This window comes from Rhizobium ecuadorense, from assembly GCF_001187535.1.
GTDB classification, from domain to species: domain Bacteria; phylum Pseudomonadota; class Alphaproteobacteria; order Rhizobiales; family Rhizobiaceae; genus Rhizobium; species Rhizobium ecuadorense.
Genome location: NZ_LFIO01001375.1, coordinates 12486 through 27523, shown reverse-complemented (window position 1 = coordinate 27523; position 15038 = coordinate 12486). Strand labels below are relative to the sequence as shown.

The following is a 15038-nucleotide window of genomic DNA, read 5'->3' as shown; positions in this document are numbered from 1 at the left end:
CAATCTTTACTTCCGCAAAAAACCCGCCTCTCGGCGGGTTTTTGCGTTTCTGGACTCCCGAGATGATATCCTTGCAAGTTGTCATCGATTTTTCTGCGACGACGAGATGGTTGCTAAAGAGATAATATTCTAATATACGTAGTTCAGGCGCTTCTTATATTCTATGACAGCAAGCAACGTCCGTCCATTCGGCGGCGCCTATTATCCTATTCAGGGGGTAGTTCGATTTCATGAAGTAGATCAAAGATTTATAGGGGGGAATCATGCGAAAATGGGGGCCTTCTCTACTGACGTCTCTACATGGGAGGCATCGTCTTCTATCGGCAATCTCGGCATTGCCCGCGTTCTGCGCGATGGTGCTCTTCGCCGGGATTGCATCCGCGCAAGCGCCGACCGAAGAGCAGCGCGATGCGATCAAGGCAGAGTGCCGCTCAGACTTCATCGCAAAATGCTCGGGGGTTACGCCCGGAGGCATCGAGGCGCTCACTTGTTTGCAGCAGCATAGCGCGACGCTTTCGGCAGGTTGCCAGAAGGCGGTGTCGGCAGTGAACGTCAAACCCAAATCGACATCCGCGGAGCCGACGCAGGCTGCGCCTGCAAATACCGCGGCGAGTAGCCCTGCGCCTGCGACCGGCACGCCGACGCAGGCGCAGCGCAATGCGGTCAAATCGGCCTGTCAGCGAGATTTCATGGCGCAATGTTCCGGTGTCACGCCGGGCGGTGCGGCGGCGCTCAGCTGTCTCCAACAGCATAGTGCCGCTCTATCGGCACCATGTCAGCAAGCTGTTGCGGCTTTGGGGGGATCGGGGGCGCCGGCGCCCGGCGATGCGGCTGCCACCGGTGCGATCACGCCGGCCCCTCGGGCAATGATGCCAGCCTTCTCCCCACGTGAGGAAGTGATGATCCTGCGGGAAACTTGCGGAGCGGACTTCCGGGCCTTGTGCCGTATGGTGCCTTTAGGGGGAGGGCGGGGCATTGCCTGCCTGCGCGACAATCTGCAGCGCGTATCACCAGCGTGCCATCGCGTGCTGACCTCGGGATTGTAGCGTCCCCTCGATACTCGCTCTCAGAAAGAGACCATTGCGCGCTCCAGCGATAAATTCGGTGCGCGCGATCCCGCAAGGGCCGACAGGCGGCCGTTTGCCCGCATGCATTGCATCTCTCACATTTCATGTCCGGCTCCGGCAGATCTGCCAGCTGCATCTGCATTTCGATGAAATCAATGACGACACCAACGAAAGGCATTGCCATGTCATCGACTTTCCCTTTCCCGCGATTGAAGCGGATTCTTCTCTATGCTTCGCTTGCCGCCAGCCTCGCACCGCCGACGAGCGCGTGGGCGGATGATGCGAAGGCCCTTCTAAAGACGATGTCCGATTTTCTGACGGCGCAGAAGACGATCTCCTTCACCTACCAATCGTCGCTCGAAGCGGTGACGCCTGCCTTCGAGAAACTCCAGTTCGTCAGTTCGGGGACAGCCAACCTGACCCGCCCCGACAAGCTGCGCGTCACCAGGACCGGCGGCTTTGCCGACCTCGACGTGAGTTTCGACGGTTCATCGCTGACGGTCCATGGCAAGAACCTCGATGCCTATGCAAAGATCGACGGCAAGGGTTCGCTCGATGATCTGATTGACAGGCTGATGACCGCGGGTGTCGAAGCGCCGGGCGCGGATCTTTTATCCTCCAACGTCTATGATGTGCTTATGTCGGATGTGACGGAGGCCAAGCATATTTCCAGCGCTTTCGTGGATGGGGTCGAATGCGAATATCTGGCCTTCCGGACGCCTGAAATCGATTGGCAGATCTGGATACAGAGCGGCCCGCAGCCGATACCCCGCCGCTATGTCATCACCAGCAAGCATGTCGTCCAGGCGCCGCAATACACACTAGAAATCAATGATTTCAAAAGCGGGGCGGATGTCGCGGCCGTTTCCTACACCATCGAAGTTCCAGCCAGCGCGAAGACGGTCGATCTCAGCGAGTTGCAATCACTCGACGAGTTGCCTGAGGCCGCCGATATGGGAGAGGCAAAATGACCTATAAGAAGCTGTTCTTCGCCCTCGGCCTGACCGGCGTTCTGACATTCACCGGCTTTCACATCGAGCAGCAGGGATCCATGCCCCTGTCGGTCGGCTTTGCCACGCCGGCGGGCGCCGTCATCGGCAGGCCGCTGACGCCGCTCTCCTATGCGGGCGTGGCCCGCCGGACGACGCGGCGGGTGGTCACACGCACGACGACAACCATCGCCGTGCTTCCGGCAGGCTGCCGTTACGGTCCCTATTACGGCGGCTATTATTATCGCTGCGGCGGTTATTATTACGCCAAGAGTGGCAACGTTTATGTGCAGGTGATCGTGCAATAATTGCTGCGATCGCCTTACCTGATGTTCGATATCTCCGCCTCCGCCACTGGTGCGGCCGTGCTTGCGGTCGCGCCGCGCCCTTTCCAATATTCCTCGAGGCGCTGCAGCAGCACGTAGAAGGAAGGAACGAAGAGGATAGCGAGGCAGGTCGAGGCGATCATGCCACTGAAGACCGATATGCCGATCGACTTGCGGGCCGATGCGCCGGCGCCCGTCGCCAGCACCAGCGGCAGGACGCCGAGGATGAAGGCGAAGGACGTCATCAGGATCGGCCGGAAACGCAGGCGGGCGGCCTCGACGGCGGCGTCGAGAATTTCCATGCCTTCGGCCCGTTTTTCCCTCGCATATTCGACGATGAGAATGGCATTCTTGGCTGCGAGCGCAATCAGCAGGATAAGGCCGATCTGCGTGTAGAGATTGTTGGCGACGCCGGCTGCCATGAGTGCCGCCACCGTACCGAGCAGGGCGAGCGGCACGGCTGATATGACCGCCAGCGGCAGGATCCAGCTTTCATATTGGCCGGCGAGCACGAAATAGACGAGCAGCATGGCGAGCGCGAAGATGAAGTAGATCTGCCCGCCCACGGCCTTCTCCTGATAGGAAAGCGCCGTCCATTCGAAGCCGGCACCCGCCGGCAATGTATGGTTGGCGATCTGTTCCATGACCTCGAGCGACTGGCCGGAGCTGAAGCCGGCGGCCGGTCCGCCGACGATGGTGGCGGTGGGATAGAGGTTGTAGAGGCTGATCAGCGAGGGGCCTTGTGTCATGGTGACATCGACGACCGTGCCGAGCGGCACCATCGTCCCGTCGCCGGCCTTGACCTTCAGATTGCGGATATCGTCAGGGCTGACGCGGAAATCGGAGGCAGCCTGCGCATAGACCTGGAAGGTGCGGCCGAATTTGTTGAACTGGGTGACATAGCTCGATCCCACATAGCCGGAGAGGGCGGAGAAGACCTGCCCCACGGTAATTCCCAGCGTCTCCGCCTTGATGCGGTCGACGGAGACCGCAAGCTGCGGCACGTTCGAGCGGAAGGGCGTGCTCAGCCTCTGCAGCGATGATTGCGCATTGCCGTTCCTGACGATCGTATCGGCAAGCGATTGCAGCAGCGGGTAATCGGATACGCCGTTCCGGAGCTCGACCTGCATGGTAAAGCCGTTGGCGTTGCCGACGCCCTGGATCGGCGGCGGCACGACCACGAGCGTCTTGGCGGTCAGCACGTGCTGCAGGGCGTCGTTCAGATGCTGATAGATCGACAGCAGGTCCTGTCCCTTCTCCTTGCCGCGCTCGTCCCAATCCTTGAGAACGACATAGGCGACGCCGGCATTCTGCAGGCTGGCATTGTTGTCGAGAACGGAAAGGCCGCTGATGGTCAGCACCTGATCGACGCCCGGGGTGGCTTCGGCGATCTTGCCGACCTCTTCCATGACGGCATCGGTTCGCTCTTTCGAGGCGCCGTCGGGCAATTGCGTGCTGATCAGCACATAGCCCTGATCCTCGATAGGCAGGAATGCGGTCGGCAGGCGCGTAAGCCCCCAGACGGCGACGCCGATCAGCGCGAGCGCTGCTATGGCCATGATGCCGCTGTGACGGGTCATCGATCCGATCAGTCCGGCATAGTGGCGCTCGCCCCAATCATAGCCCCTGTTGAAGCCGCGATAGAAGACGTTGCGTTTCTCCGGCGGTACCGGCGCGCGCAGCCAGAGGGCGCATTGCGTCGGTTTCAGCGTGACGGCATTGATGGCGCTGATCAGCGCGGTCGCGGCGATGACGAGCGCGAACTGCCGGTAGAGCTGGCCGGTCAGGCCGGGCAGGAAGGCGGCCGGAATGAAAACCGCCATCAGCACCAGCGTGATGCCGATGACCGGGCCGAGCAGTTCTTCCATGGCCCTCTCGGCCGCTTTTCGGCCTGACATACCGGCCTCGATGTGTCGGGCTACACCTTCGACGATGACGATGGCATCATCGACGACGATGCCGATGGCGAGAACGATGGCAAAGAGCGTCGACAGGTTGACGGTGAAGCCCAAGGCCGCCATGGCGGCGAAGGCGCCGATGATGGTGACGGGAACGGTGGTCGCCGGCACCAGCATTGCCCGCCAATCCTGCAGGAAAACCAGAATGACGATGAGAACCAGCACACCCGCCTCGATCAGGGTGACGTAAACCTCGTCGATGGAGGCCTTGACGAATTTCGTCGTGTCGAACGGCAGATGATATTCGAGGCCGGGCGGGAAGCTCTTCGAGAGCTCCTCCATCTTTGCGTTCACCGCCTGCGCGACGGCAATGGCGTTCGCCTCAGGCAGCTGGAAAATGCCGATGCCGGCCGCCGGTCGGCCGTTCTGCGTGAAGGACTGGCTGTAGGTCTGGGCGCCGAGTTCGACGCGGCCGATATCGCGGACGCGCGTGATGCGGCCGCCCTGTCCGCTTTCGACCTTGACGATAATGTTCTCGTAGTCGGCGGCCTCGTTCAGCCGGCCATTGACATTCAGCGTGTATTGGAAGACCTGCCCTTGCGGCACCGGCGGAATGCCGATCTGGCCGGCGGCGACCTCCTGGCTCTGCTGCTGCACGACGCTGACGACATCCTGCGGCGTCAGGCCGCGCGCCTGCAGCAGGTTCGGATCCATCCAGATCCGCATGGCATATTGGCCGGCGCCGAACACGGTGACGTTGCCGACTCCAGGCAGGCGAGCGAGTTCGTTCTGCAGATTGATGACGGCGTAATTCGACAGGAACAGGCTGTCATAGCGGCTGTCTGATGAGGTCAGGCTGACGAAGCCGAGGATAGCCGTCGATTTCTTCTGCGTCGTCACGCCCTGAAGCTGCACCGCTTCGGGAAGCGACGACATCGCAATGGCGACGCGGTTCTGCACCAGAACCTGCGCCTGATCGGGATCCGTTCCGATGGCAAAGGTCACGATCAGCGAATAGGTGCCGTCGCTGGCGCTGGTCGACTGCATGTAGAGCATATCCTGCACGCCGTTGACCTGCTGCTCGATCGGCAGCGCGACGGTGTCGACGAGGGTCTGGGCGCTGGCGCCGGGGAAGCGCGTCGTCACCTGCACCGTCGGCGGCACGACATTCGGGTATTGCGCCACAGGTAGCTGGAACAGGGCGACCGCGCCGACGAGCACGAAGACCAATGCCAGGACGTTGGCGAGTACCGGTCGCTCGATGAAGAAACGCGAGATCATGCTGTTGCCTCAGATGTTCAGAGGAAGCGTGGTGGCGAATTCATTGCGTGGTGGTGTCGGCCTTGGCATTGCCGGCGGCGCCCACCGCCGGGTTCATTTCGATCTTCTCGGGCGTGACCTTGCTGCCGGGAATGGCCTGCTGAATCCCTTGGGTCACCACCCAGTCAGCCGGATCGAGGCCGGATTGGATGACCCGGAGCGAACCTTCACGCTGGCCCGTCTTGACCTGCTTCTGCTCGACGACATCGTCCTTGCCGAGAACAAGCAGGTAGCTGCCCAACTGGTTCGTTCCGATCGTATCGTCGCGCACCAGCAGAGCCTTGTCGTTATGGCCGACCGGTACCCGAACGCGCACGAAGAGGCCGGGCAGCATGGCGTGATCCTTGTTGTCGAACAGGGCGCGGACCTGAAGCGTGCCCGTCGAGGTATCGAGCTGAGGTGATACGTAGTCGAGATGTCCCTTATGCGGGTAACCTTCTTCCGTCTGCATACCGATCTCCGCCGGTATGCTCGGAAGGTCCGTCTGCCTGAAGGTATGTCCCTGCTTTGCCAGGGTTTCCTTGATCATCAGTACCTGTGTTTCGCTGACGTTGAAATAGGCATAAAGCGGATCGGTCTGGACGATGCTGGCGAGTTTAGTGGGGCCGGATACGCCGACCAGCGTGCCGATATCGACGAGGTGATCCGTGACGATGCCGTCGAAGGGAGCGAGCACCTCGGTATAGCCGAGGTTGATCGTCGCGAGTTCGACATTGGCCTGGGCGTTGAGGATGGCGGCATTCGCCTCGTCGAGCGTCGCCTTGGCGCTGTCGACCGCGGTCTGGGTGGTGACCTGCTGCTTCATGAGATTGAGCTGCCGATCATATTCCTGCTTTGCGCCGACCTGGGAGGCCTGCTGCGAGGCGAGCGATGCCTTCGCCTGATCCAGTTGCGCCTGATAGGTGTCGCGCTCGATGCCGAAAAGCTTGGCGCCCTTCTTCACCATCATGCCGTCCTGGTAGTCTATGGACTGGATATAGCCCTGGACACGCGCCTCGATATCGACGGCATTCAGCGGCGCGGTGTTGCCGGTGAGTTCGAAATAGAGCGTCACCGGCTGCTGGACCGGCTGCGCGACCCGAACCACAGGCGGCGGAGGGGGAACATAGGTGTTGCCGCTCTCCCCGCAGCCGGCGAGCATTGCCATGCCGGCAAATGTCAGAAAAAATCGCAGACTCCGATGCAATCTCCCACGCATTGCCGCCGCCCCGACATTGTACGAGCCCAGTCCTCATGCGTGCCTCGACGTCGACCCCCACCTGTCTGCCGAAGGTTCAAGGCATGCGATATTATGTCGCGGCATTGCTAAAAATTGCAATAGCCCTTGGTGCACAATTGAACTGTGGTGAAGCGGGGAGCCCGATAATGGGGCGTTTGCCGGGTTTCCACGACTGCCGTGAGCCGGCTACGGTTTTCCAAGGCGCTCGAGGGCGGACTGTAAGGGTGCATCGGAAACGCGTACCAGCCCGATATAGGGATTGGCCATATCCGAGATCAGGAAGACCGCGCCGGCGACGGAAAGCGCGCAGACAAAGAGAATGGACAGCACCGTCGGGTTGGGCGGCGCCTGCAGCCCGAAGGTCGCAAAAAGCAGCGAGAGCCAACAGACGAGAACGGCGAGGAAGGCCCAGGGCAGGCCCTCGCTGCCGGACTCGACCAGCAGCCAGTGGGTTTCCGCCACCATGCCGCTGACATCAAGAGCGCGCGTCTGGAGAGAATGCTGAACGGCATCCTTCGGCGACAGGGATCGCAGGTCGCCCTGAACCGCCTCGATATCCTGATATTCTCCCAGCGCCTTGCCGGATGCCGCGTCGGTGGTCTCGGCAGTCCAGCCGCGGCTCAGCCGTTTTTCGATGAGTTGGCGCAGCAGCCGACGCGCATCGTCGGTTTCCGGGCCGTATTGGGCCATGACGCGGTCCAGCAGGAGGACCCTCGCGGCCGCCGTTCTCATCTCCACTTCGGCATTGTCATAGGTCGATTTGGCGGATGCAATCAGCAGGCCGAGCGCCAAAGCCGAGAGCGTCCCCACCACCGCGGTCGCGAGCCTGATGACATCCTTGGATTCCGAACTGAGATGATGGTCCGGCAAGCGGCCGCGCACCATCATTCCTATCGATGTTGCCGCCGACAGAAAAACAAAGACAAGTCCGCCAAGCAACAGTGAGATCAAGTCCGGTCTCCCTATCGTCACGTCCATGCTGCAAGCGCCGCAATGCTTGCAAACTGTGCAATAGCTGCCGTTATCATAGCGGAAGACAGGCGGAGCGTGGAACTCTTTACTTTGCTATTCTCGCGTGGATCATTGCTGGAAAATGAGCAGTACGTAAGCCAGGAAAAGCACCAGATGGACCGCACCTTGCATGAGATGCGTGCGGCCGCTGGCGAAGGTGATGATGCTGACGGCAAGCGTGAGCAGGAGCATCACCAGATCGCCGTGTTCCAGGCCGAGTGTCACGGCGTGTCCGTAGAGCTGGCTGACAACAAGCATCGCCGGCACCGTCAGCCCGATCGTCGACAATACCGAACCGAGGAAGATGTTGACGGAGCGCTGCAGATTGTTGGCGACAGACGCGCGCACGGCGCTGATTGCCTCAGGCGTCGCGACAAGGATGGCCATGACAACACCGCCAAATGCGGTTGGCGCATGCAGGGTTTCGATAATGTAATCGATCGGCCGCGCAAGCTGTTCGACCAGGAAGACGACGGGAGCCATATAGGCGAATAACAGGATGGCGTGAGGCCAGACCGGTCCGTGGCGAGGCACATGTTCGCTGTGAGGTTCCTGACGGTTGCTGTCGTCAGCGAAATAGTCGCGATGGCGGCCGGCCTGAAGAAACAGGAACGTCGCATAGAGGCCGACCGATATTATGCCCAGTATCAGTTGCCTCGGTGCAGATGGATGCTGTCCATCCGGGCCTGCCAGGAATGTCGGCATGACCAGGCTCAAGGTCGCCAGCGGTACGATCACCCCGAGATAGGCGTTGGCGCCCTGCAGGTTATGCTGCTGCTCCGGTCGCCGCCATGCGCCGAGCAGCAGCGACAGGCCGACCATGCCGTTCAGGATGATCATGACGACCGCAAACAGCGTGTCGCGCGCAAGTGTGGGATTGTTTTCGCCGTGAAGCATGACGGCTGATATTGCCATCACCTCGATCGAGGTGATGGCAAGCGTCAGAATGAGCGTGCCGTAAGGCTCCTTCAGCCGCTCCGCCAGGTGGTCTGCGTGTCGCACGACCGACAGAGCGGAGCCGAGTACGACGGCAAACAGCCACCCGAAAACGACCGTGAACCAAATCGGATCGGAAAGCTGCCCGAAGATCTGCTCCTGGAAAGCAAGAAATGCCAAGCTCGTCGCGACGCTGACGCCGAGGAACCATTCCTCGCGCAGCAGGCTGGTCGCGCCGACGGCGCGCAATGCGGGACCCTCCGTCATCGAAACCACCCGCCTTCTGGCAAATGCCGCCGCAATGCGACCATCAACACCATCGCGCCCCGCCCGCTACCCGCGCATCCTATGAGGAGGAATCGTACCTCAAGCCGAGCGGCATGCAACCGTCTAAAGCGGAGTAGCCCTGGTCTTATTCGCGGCCGGTGGCCGGGATTGCTGCGCCGGTAACGACGGCTGCGGCCGGCGAAATCAGAAAGGCGATGAGGCGGGCGATCGATTGCGGCGATACCCAGCCGTCCGTTTTCGCATTGGGCATGGCGGCGCGGTTCTCGGGCGTGTCGATCGTCCCGGGCAAAATGCAGTTGGCGGTAATGCGGTGGTCGCGGTTTTCCGCAGCGATCGCCTCGGTCAGCCGGATGACGGCGGCTTTCGAGGCGGCGTAGGCGGCCTGGTTGGCGCCGGCCTTCAGGCCGGGTGCCGCAGCGACATGAACGATGCGGCCGTAGCCCGCGGCCTTCATTGCTGGAAGAACCGCGGCGCTGATCGTCAGCGCCGTGCGGGCGTTGGCGGTCATCATCGTCTCCCATTGCGCCGGCGCATCCGGCCCCACCGGCCCCATCTGGAAGCCGCCGACCGTATTGACCAAGGCACTGACGCCGCCGAAGCGCTTGACGGCCCGCGCGACGGCGGCGGCGCAGGAGGCATAATCGGTGAGATCCGTTCCGGCAATCGACAGAAACTCGGTGGAGGCGGGAAGATCGCCGGCCAAGGCTTCCAGTTCCTGGCTCGAACGGTTCATGCAGACGAGTTTCGCACCGCCGGCGGCGAGTTCACGGACAACGGCGCTGCCGAGGTTGCCGCCGGCTCCCGTAACGATCACGGCTTTCTGGTCGTTCATGGCAATCGATCTCCTGCCGGTGCCGGTCCTTGATGGCGCGCATTGTTGATACAGGCTGCGCCGCAAGGCAAGCCCACGAATCCGCGACAAGGTCAGACATCCTGCAGTACTGCCCTCGGAGCTAGCCGCAGGCAGCTCCGCCGCCGTTGCTCAACGGTCTCGTCGGGTCGGCCGTCAGTGATATTTGGTCCGTTCACGACCGAGAATCTCGGGCGCGTCAAGGCCGGAAATCGGGCGGGTGATATCGGCCGGGATGTCGCCGGTGAGCTGCAGGTCGAGATAGCGGGCGCAGCAGACGCGCAGGAAGGAGGTGAAGTTTCCAAGATCATGGCCGGCATCGATCGATTCATGATGCAGCCGGGTGATCAGCTGGACGACATTCATGCCGTCGCGCCGGGCGACTTCCTCGAGCTTCGACCAGAAGAAGTTCTCCAGCCTGACGCTGGTCACCATGCCGTCGATGCGTAGCGACCGGGTGGTGCTTTCCCAGAGTCGCGCATCCGCCTTGATGAACAATTCGCACATGTCATCCTCCCGGTGCCGCCTCCTCAGGCGGCGTTGGTTTCGAGCAGCGCTGCCGCATCGAGCACGGCCATGAACTGGCGCAGCCACGACGGATGCGCCGGCCAGGCCGGCGCCGTTACCAAATTGCCGTCCGCGACCGCATCGGTGATTGAGATATCGGCGTAGGTGCCGCCGGCAAGTTCGACTTCCGGCCGGCAGGCGGGATAGGCCGAGCAGGTGCGGCCCTTCAAAACGCCGGCGGCAGCGAGCAGTTGCGCGCCATGGCAGATGGCGGCAACGGGTTTTCCGGCATCGAAGAAGTGCCGGACCGCTTTGATGACGTCTGCATTGAGGCGCAGATATTCCGGCGCGCGGCCGCCGGGGATGACGAGGGCGTCGTAGTCTTCGGGCCGCACGCTATCGAAAGTGGCGTTCAGTGCGAAATTATGACCGCGTTTTTCGGAATAGGTCTGGTCGCCTTCGAAATCATGAATGGCGGTGGCGACGGTCTCGCCTGCCTTCTTTCCGGGGCAGACGGCGTCGACCGTGTAGCCGCAGGCAAGCAGCGTCTGGAACGGCACCATGGTTTCGTAATCTTCGGTGAAATCACCCGTGATCATCAGGATTTTTGAAGCTGGCATCGTATCCTCCTTTGAAACCAACCGCCGGAGATTAACAAAGAGCTGCGCGCAGAAGGTATTATGGGAATACTACAGCGGAAATTCCCTAAAGCGCGTCGCATCAAATTTGGTTCATGCGGCGCGCTTTAGTCGTTTGTTTTCATGTATGTCGCCCGGAACCGCTGCACGCTTCCTGATGACATGCATTAGACCGCCTTGACGGTCACATCAGGGACGGCGCAGGCCTCGCCGCCGCCGAAGAGGCGGGAGCGGGTGAGGAAGCGTTTCTCGCGGCCGTTATCGAGCGAGAACATGCCGCCGCGGCCGGGCACGACGTCGATGATGAGCTGCGTATGTTTCCACGCCTCGAACTGGCTGGCGCTGATATAGACCGGCACGCCGCCGATCTCGCCAAGTTTGACGTCGCTGTCGCCGGTCATGAATTCATTGGCGGGATAACACATCGGCGAGGAGCCGTCGCAGCAGCCGCCGGACTGGTGGAAGAGGATATCGGGATGATCGCGCTTGATCTCAGTAATCAGGTCAAGGGCCGCGTCGGTTGCGAGAACACGCGGTTCGCCGTTGACGGTCGTTTCCATCGGTCTTCCTCCAAAGTTTCGGGAGGAAGAAAGTCCCCTCCCCAACCCCTCCCCACAAGGGGAGGGGCTTTTCCCCCTCCCACCACGCGAGTTTCTCAGAAGAAGCCAAGCGCCTTCGGGCTGTAGCTCACCAGCATGTTCTTGGTCTGCTGGTAATGGTCGAGCATCATCTTGTGGGTTTCGCGGCCGATGCCGGACTGTTTGTAGCCGCCGAAGGCGGCATGGGCGGGGTAGGCGTGGTAGCAATTGGTCCAGACGCGGCCGGCCTGGATCTCGCGGCCGAAACGGTAGCAGCGATTGGCGTCGCGGCTCCAGACACCGGCGCCGAGGCCGTAAAGCGTGTCGTTGGCGATTTCGAGCGCTTCCTTTTCGGTCTTGAAGGTCGTGACCGAGACCACAGGTCCGAAGATCTCCTCCTGGAACACCCGCATCTTGTTGTGACCCTTGAAGATCGTCGGCTTGACGTAATAGCCGTTCGCCAGATCGCCGCCGAGATCGTTGCGGGAGCCGCCGGTCAGAACCTCGGCGCCTTCCTGCTTGCCGATGTCGAGATAGGCGAGGATCTTTTCGAGTTGCTCGGTCGAGGCCTGGGCACCGATCATCGTCGCGCTGTCGAGCGGGTTGCCCTGCTTGATCGCCTCGACGCGCTTGACCGCCTTTTCCATGAAGCGGTCATAGATCGATTCCTGGACGAGGGCACGGCTCGGGCAGGTGCAGACTTCGCCCTGATTGAGAGCAAACATCGCAAAGCCTTCGAGTGCCTTGTCGAGGAAGTCGTCATCCTCGGCCATCACATCGGCGAAGAAGATGTTCGGCGATTTGCCGCCGAGTTCCAGGGTCACCGGAATGAGGTTCTGGCTGGCATATTGCATGATCAGCCGGCCGGTCGTCGTCTCGCCGGTAAAGGCGATCTTGGCGATGCGGGAGCTGGTCGCCAGCGGCTTGCCGGCCTCGATGCCGAAACCGTTGACGATGTTGAGCACGCCGGGCGGCAGCAGATCGCCGACCAGTTCGGCCCAGAGCAGGATCGAGGCCGGCGTCTGCTCGGCAGGCTTCAAGACGACGCAGTTGCCGGCCGCAAGCGCCGGAGCCAGTTTCCACGTGGCCATCAGGATCGGGAAGTTCCAGGGAATGATCTGGCCGACGACGCCGAGCGGTTCGTGGAAGTGATAGGCGATCGTATCGTGATCGATCTCGCCGATCGAACCTTCCTGGGCGCGGATGCAGGAGGCGAAGTAGCGGAAGTGGTCGATCGCCAGCGGAATGTCGGCCGCCATCGTCTCGCGGATCGGTTTGCCATTGTCCCAGGTCTCGGCCTGGGCCAGCAATTCCAGCTTGTCCTCCATCCGCTGGGCGATCTTCATGAGGATATTGGAGCGCTCGGCAGCGGAAGTGCGGCCCCATTTTTCCTTGGCCGCGTGGGCGGCATCGAGCGCGAGATTGATGTCCTTTTCATTGGAACGGGGAATGTCGCAGAGCTTGCCGCCGGTGACCGGCGTCAGGTTTTCGAAATACTTGCCTTCGACCGGCTCGCGCCATTCGCCGCCGATATAATTGCCGTATTTCAGCTTGAACGGCGACTCGACGATTTTCTGATGAAGCATATCATCCTCCCGTGATGATCCAGGTTCCCAGTGAACCAGTGGGAGGAAAATGTGCGTGTTTTGGCGAAGGGAACAGGGTGGGTCTTCGATACCGCAGTGCACAGTGTCGCAGAGTTGCGACAGGATCGGCGCCCGATTGCCGCAACGGCGTAACCTTCGAGCCGATCAGTGGAGGTCGAGCTTCTTCATCTTCCGGTGCAGGGTGGCGCGGCTGATGCCAAGCGCGATCGCCGCCTGGGAGACGTTGCCGCCGGCGCGCGACAGCGCACGCAGCAAGGCTGCCTTCTCCGCCTCGACCATCTCTTCCTGCTGCGAGACGCTCGCTTCGCGGAGAGCATCGGCGGCCGGAATACCGGCGGCGATTCGCTTGTCGTCCAGCTGCAGCGCGATGCGGGCGGCGCGCGTCGCCCCGAGCACGAGGTCATGCCGGTCGACGGCCAGTAGGGCAGCGGCCGAGTTGGCGCCGGCCGGAACCATCAGGAAGCGGGCGCTGGGAAAGGCCGAACGGAAGAGGTTGAGTTCGATGCGCATCGCCGCATCGCGCACGGTCTGTGTCAGGATCGCCAAGGTCATTTCGTTGACGTCTTCGCGGCAGGTGGAGATGTCGAGGGCGGCGGCCAGCCGGCCACGGTGATCGCGGATCGGCGCCGTCGTGCAGCTGAGGCTGGTATTGGCGCAGAAGAAATGCTGGTCGCGAAAGATGGCGACGGCGCGTTCATCGGCAAGCGCGGTGCCGATGCCGTTGGTGCCGATGCTTGCCTCGGTCCAGACGGAGCCGGTCCAGAGGCCGAGTTCGCGGAATTCCTTGTCGTCGCCGGCTGCTCCCCGCCGCTCCAGCGCAATACCATTCTTGTCAGTCAGAAGCAGGCAGCAGCCGGCCTTGCCGACGGCGGTAAAGAGGCGATCGAGTTCCTCAGTCGCGCTGGCGATCAACTGCCCGGACTGTTCGCGGGCGCGCCGGAATTCCTCATCGGTCAGGCGCAGCGGCGCCCGTTCATCCTCGGGGGCGAGCTGATGCATGGTCATGCATCGCCGCCAGGAGGCGACCACCGGAGAGCTGGCCGCGGCGGAATCGCGCTGGGCAGAGGTATAGACATGCTCTGCATGCGCTGACTGTTCGTGCATCTGCTCCTCCCACGGAACTTCAGCACAGTCTGATGGAAAAACCGCGGGTTTGCAATCAGGCGGTACGTGGCGGCCGTCAGCGTGCGGCGAAAGGGGGCGGCATCACATTTCGGTGTTTGAGCGGTGAGAATGTAACAAAGACTTCTCCCGCCCGTATTTTCCCACAGAACAAGGCTTTGCCAGATGGGGAGATCCTGATCATGCTGAACAGACGATTGTTGCTGATGACGACCGTTTTCGGGGCGCTTGCCGTTCGCGCTGGTCTGGTCGGCAAGGCGATCGCCGACGAAACGTTTGCAGTGACCCACACCGATGAGGAATGGCATAAGCTGCTGACGCCGGACCAGTTTGTCATCCTACGTGAGGCTGGGACGGAAAAACCCTTCTCCAGCGCCCTGCTGCATGAGGAGCGGAAAGGCACTTTCGCTTGCGTCGGCTGCGACCAAAAGCTCTTTTCCTCGGCAACGAAATTCGACAGCGGCACCGGCTGGCCGAGCTTTTGGGCACCACTCGCCCATGCCGTCGGCACCACAAATGACACCAGTTTCGGGATGGCGCGCACGGCGGTCCATTGTAGCCGCTGTGGCGGCCATCTCGGACATGTCTTCGATAATGGCCCGAAGCCGACTGGGCTTCGCTACTGCATGAATGGCCTTGTCATGACGTTTCGTGCAGCCTCGCCTGATCGAGGGAAGTTCTT

At 61.6% G+C, this 15038-nt stretch carries 13 protein-coding genes and 1 pseudogene; 4 read left to right on the top strand and 10 right to left on the bottom strand.

The genetic code is table 11. The features are described from left to right. Positions 1–263: 263 nt before the first annotated feature. The 3 genes from AF337_RS29645 to AF337_RS29635 all read left to right on the top strand — a co-directional run bounded on the left by AF337_RS29645 (position 264) and on the right by AF337_RS29635 (position 2364). Positions 264–1046: a hypothetical protein gene (locus tag AF337_RS29645; protein ID WP_049734984.1), complete on the top strand. Its 783-nt coding sequence runs from the start codon at positions 264–266 to the stop codon at positions 1044–1046. Between the two features lie 203 nt (positions 1047–1249). Next, positions 1250–2038, top strand: a complete 789-nt coding sequence (locus AF337_RS29640; protein ID WP_049734986.1) for a DUF2092 domain-containing protein — start codon at positions 1250–1252, stop codon at positions 2036–2038. Next, the gene (locus tag AF337_RS29635) at positions 2035–2364 is read left to right on the top strand and encodes a hypothetical protein (RefSeq protein ID WP_049734983.1); all 330 of its coding nucleotides are present in this window, start codon (positions 2035–2037) and stop codon (positions 2362–2364) included. Before AF337_RS29640 ends, AF337_RS29635 begins: the two co-directional genes overlap by 4 nt. 14 nt (positions 2365–2378) lie before the next feature. On the opposite strand, the gene AF337_RS29630 is transcribed toward AF337_RS29635, so the two are convergent. From AF337_RS29630 to AF337_RS29585, 10 genes are all read right to left on the bottom strand, one after another. Next, the gene (locus tag AF337_RS29630) at positions 2379–5561 is read right to left on the bottom strand and encodes an efflux RND transporter permease subunit (RefSeq protein ID WP_049734982.1); all 3183 of its coding nucleotides are present in this window, start codon (positions 5559–5561) and stop codon (positions 2379–2381) included. A 40-nt stretch (positions 5562–5601) separates the two neighbouring features. Then, positions 5602–6798: an efflux RND transporter periplasmic adaptor subunit gene (locus AF337_RS29625; protein ID WP_049734981.1), complete on the bottom strand. Its 1197-nt coding sequence runs from the start codon at positions 6796–6798 to the stop codon at positions 5602–5604. A 207-nt stretch (positions 6799–7005) separates the two neighbouring features. After that, positions 7006–7770: a bestrophin-like domain gene (locus tag AF337_RS29620; RefSeq protein WP_049734980.1), complete on the bottom strand. Its 765-nt coding sequence runs from the start codon at positions 7768–7770 to the stop codon at positions 7006–7008. Between the two features lie 129 nt (positions 7771–7899). Beyond that, a complete protein-coding gene (locus AF337_RS29615; RefSeq protein ID WP_049734985.1) occupies positions 7900–9033 on the bottom strand; it encodes a calcium:cation antiporter in 1134 nt (377 codons plus the stop codon). 145 nt (positions 9034–9178) lie between these two features. Beyond that, positions 9179–9886, bottom strand: coding sequence for an SDR family NAD(P)-dependent oxidoreductase (locus AF337_RS29610; protein WP_049734979.1), 708 nt, complete (start codon positions 9884–9886; stop codon positions 9179–9181). A gap of 174 nt (positions 9887–10060) precedes the next feature. Beyond that, positions 10061–10411: a ribbon-helix-helix domain-containing protein gene (locus AF337_RS29605; protein ID WP_049734978.1), complete on the bottom strand. Its 351-nt coding sequence runs from the start codon at positions 10409–10411 to the stop codon at positions 10061–10063. A gap of 23 nt (positions 10412–10434) precedes the next feature. Next, a complete protein-coding gene (locus AF337_RS29600; RefSeq protein WP_049734977.1) occupies positions 10435–11031 on the bottom strand; it encodes a DJ-1/PfpI family protein in 597 nt (198 codons plus the stop codon). A gap of 185 nt (positions 11032–11216) precedes the next feature. After that, entirely contained in the window at positions 11217–11609 is a 393-nt protein-coding gene (locus AF337_RS29595) for a DUF779 domain-containing protein (protein ID WP_049734976.1), read from the bottom strand. Between the two features lie 95 nt (positions 11610–11704). Further along, positions 11705–13213: an aldehyde dehydrogenase gene (adh, locus tag AF337_RS29590; RefSeq protein WP_049734975.1), complete on the bottom strand. Its 1509-nt coding sequence runs from the start codon at positions 13211–13213 to the stop codon at positions 11705–11707. A 165-nt stretch (positions 13214–13378) separates the two neighbouring features. Continuing rightward, positions 13379–14338, bottom strand: a complete 960-nt coding sequence (locus tag AF337_RS29585) for a helix-turn-helix domain-containing protein (protein WP_049734974.1) — start codon at positions 14336–14338, stop codon at positions 13379–13381. A gap of 200 nt (positions 14339–14538) precedes the next feature. Here AF337_RS29585 and msrB point away from each other — a divergent pair. Next, positions 14539–15018, top strand: a pseudogene (gene msrB, locus AF337_RS29580) (peptide-methionine (R)-S-oxide reductase MsrB); the annotation flags it as partial. Positions 15019–15038 lie beyond the last annotated feature (20 nt).

Bases quoted from the DNA above. Each gene is read 5' to 3' on its own strand.
- AF337_RS29645 (WP_049734984.1), top strand. From the start codon at position 264: ATGCGAAAATGGGGGCCTTCTCTACTGACGTCTCTACATGGGAGGCAT.
- AF337_RS29640 (WP_049734986.1), top strand. From the start codon at position 1,250: ATGTCATCGACTTTCCCTTTCCCGCGATTGAAGCGGATTCTTCTCTAT.
- AF337_RS29635 (WP_049734983.1), top strand. From the start codon at position 2,035: ATGACCTATAAGAAGCTGTTCTTCGCCCTCGGCCTGACCGGCGTTCTG.
- AF337_RS29630 (WP_049734982.1), bottom strand. From the start codon at position 5,561: ATGATCTCGCGTTTCTTCATCGAGCGACCGGTACTCGCCAACGTCCTG.
- AF337_RS29625 (WP_049734981.1), bottom strand. From the start codon at position 6,798: ATGCGTGGGAGATTGCATCGGAGTCTGCGATTTTTTCTGACATTTGCC.
- AF337_RS29615 (WP_049734985.1), bottom strand. From the start codon at position 9,033: ATGACGGAGGGTCCCGCATTGCGCGCCGTCGGCGCGACCAGCCTGCTG.
- AF337_RS29610 (WP_049734979.1), bottom strand. From the start codon at position 9,886: ATGAACGACCAGAAAGCCGTGATCGTTACGGGAGCCGGCGGCAACCTC.
- AF337_RS29605 (WP_049734978.1), bottom strand. From the start codon at position 10,411: ATGTGCGAATTGTTCATCAAGGCGGATGCGCGACTCTGGGAAAGCACC.
- AF337_RS29600 (WP_049734977.1), bottom strand. From the start codon at position 11,031: ATGCCAGCTTCAAAAATCCTGATGATCACGGGTGATTTCACCGAAGAT.
- AF337_RS29595 (WP_049734976.1), bottom strand. From the start codon at position 11,609: ATGGAAACGACCGTCAACGGCGAACCGCGTGTTCTCGCAACCGACGCG.
- adh (WP_049734975.1), bottom strand. From the start codon at position 13,213: ATGCTTCATCAGAAAATCGTCGAGTCGCCGTTCAAGCTGAAATACGGC.
- AF337_RS29585 (WP_049734974.1), bottom strand. From the start codon at position 14,338: ATGCACGAACAGTCAGCGCATGCAGAGCATGTCTATACCTCTGCCCAG.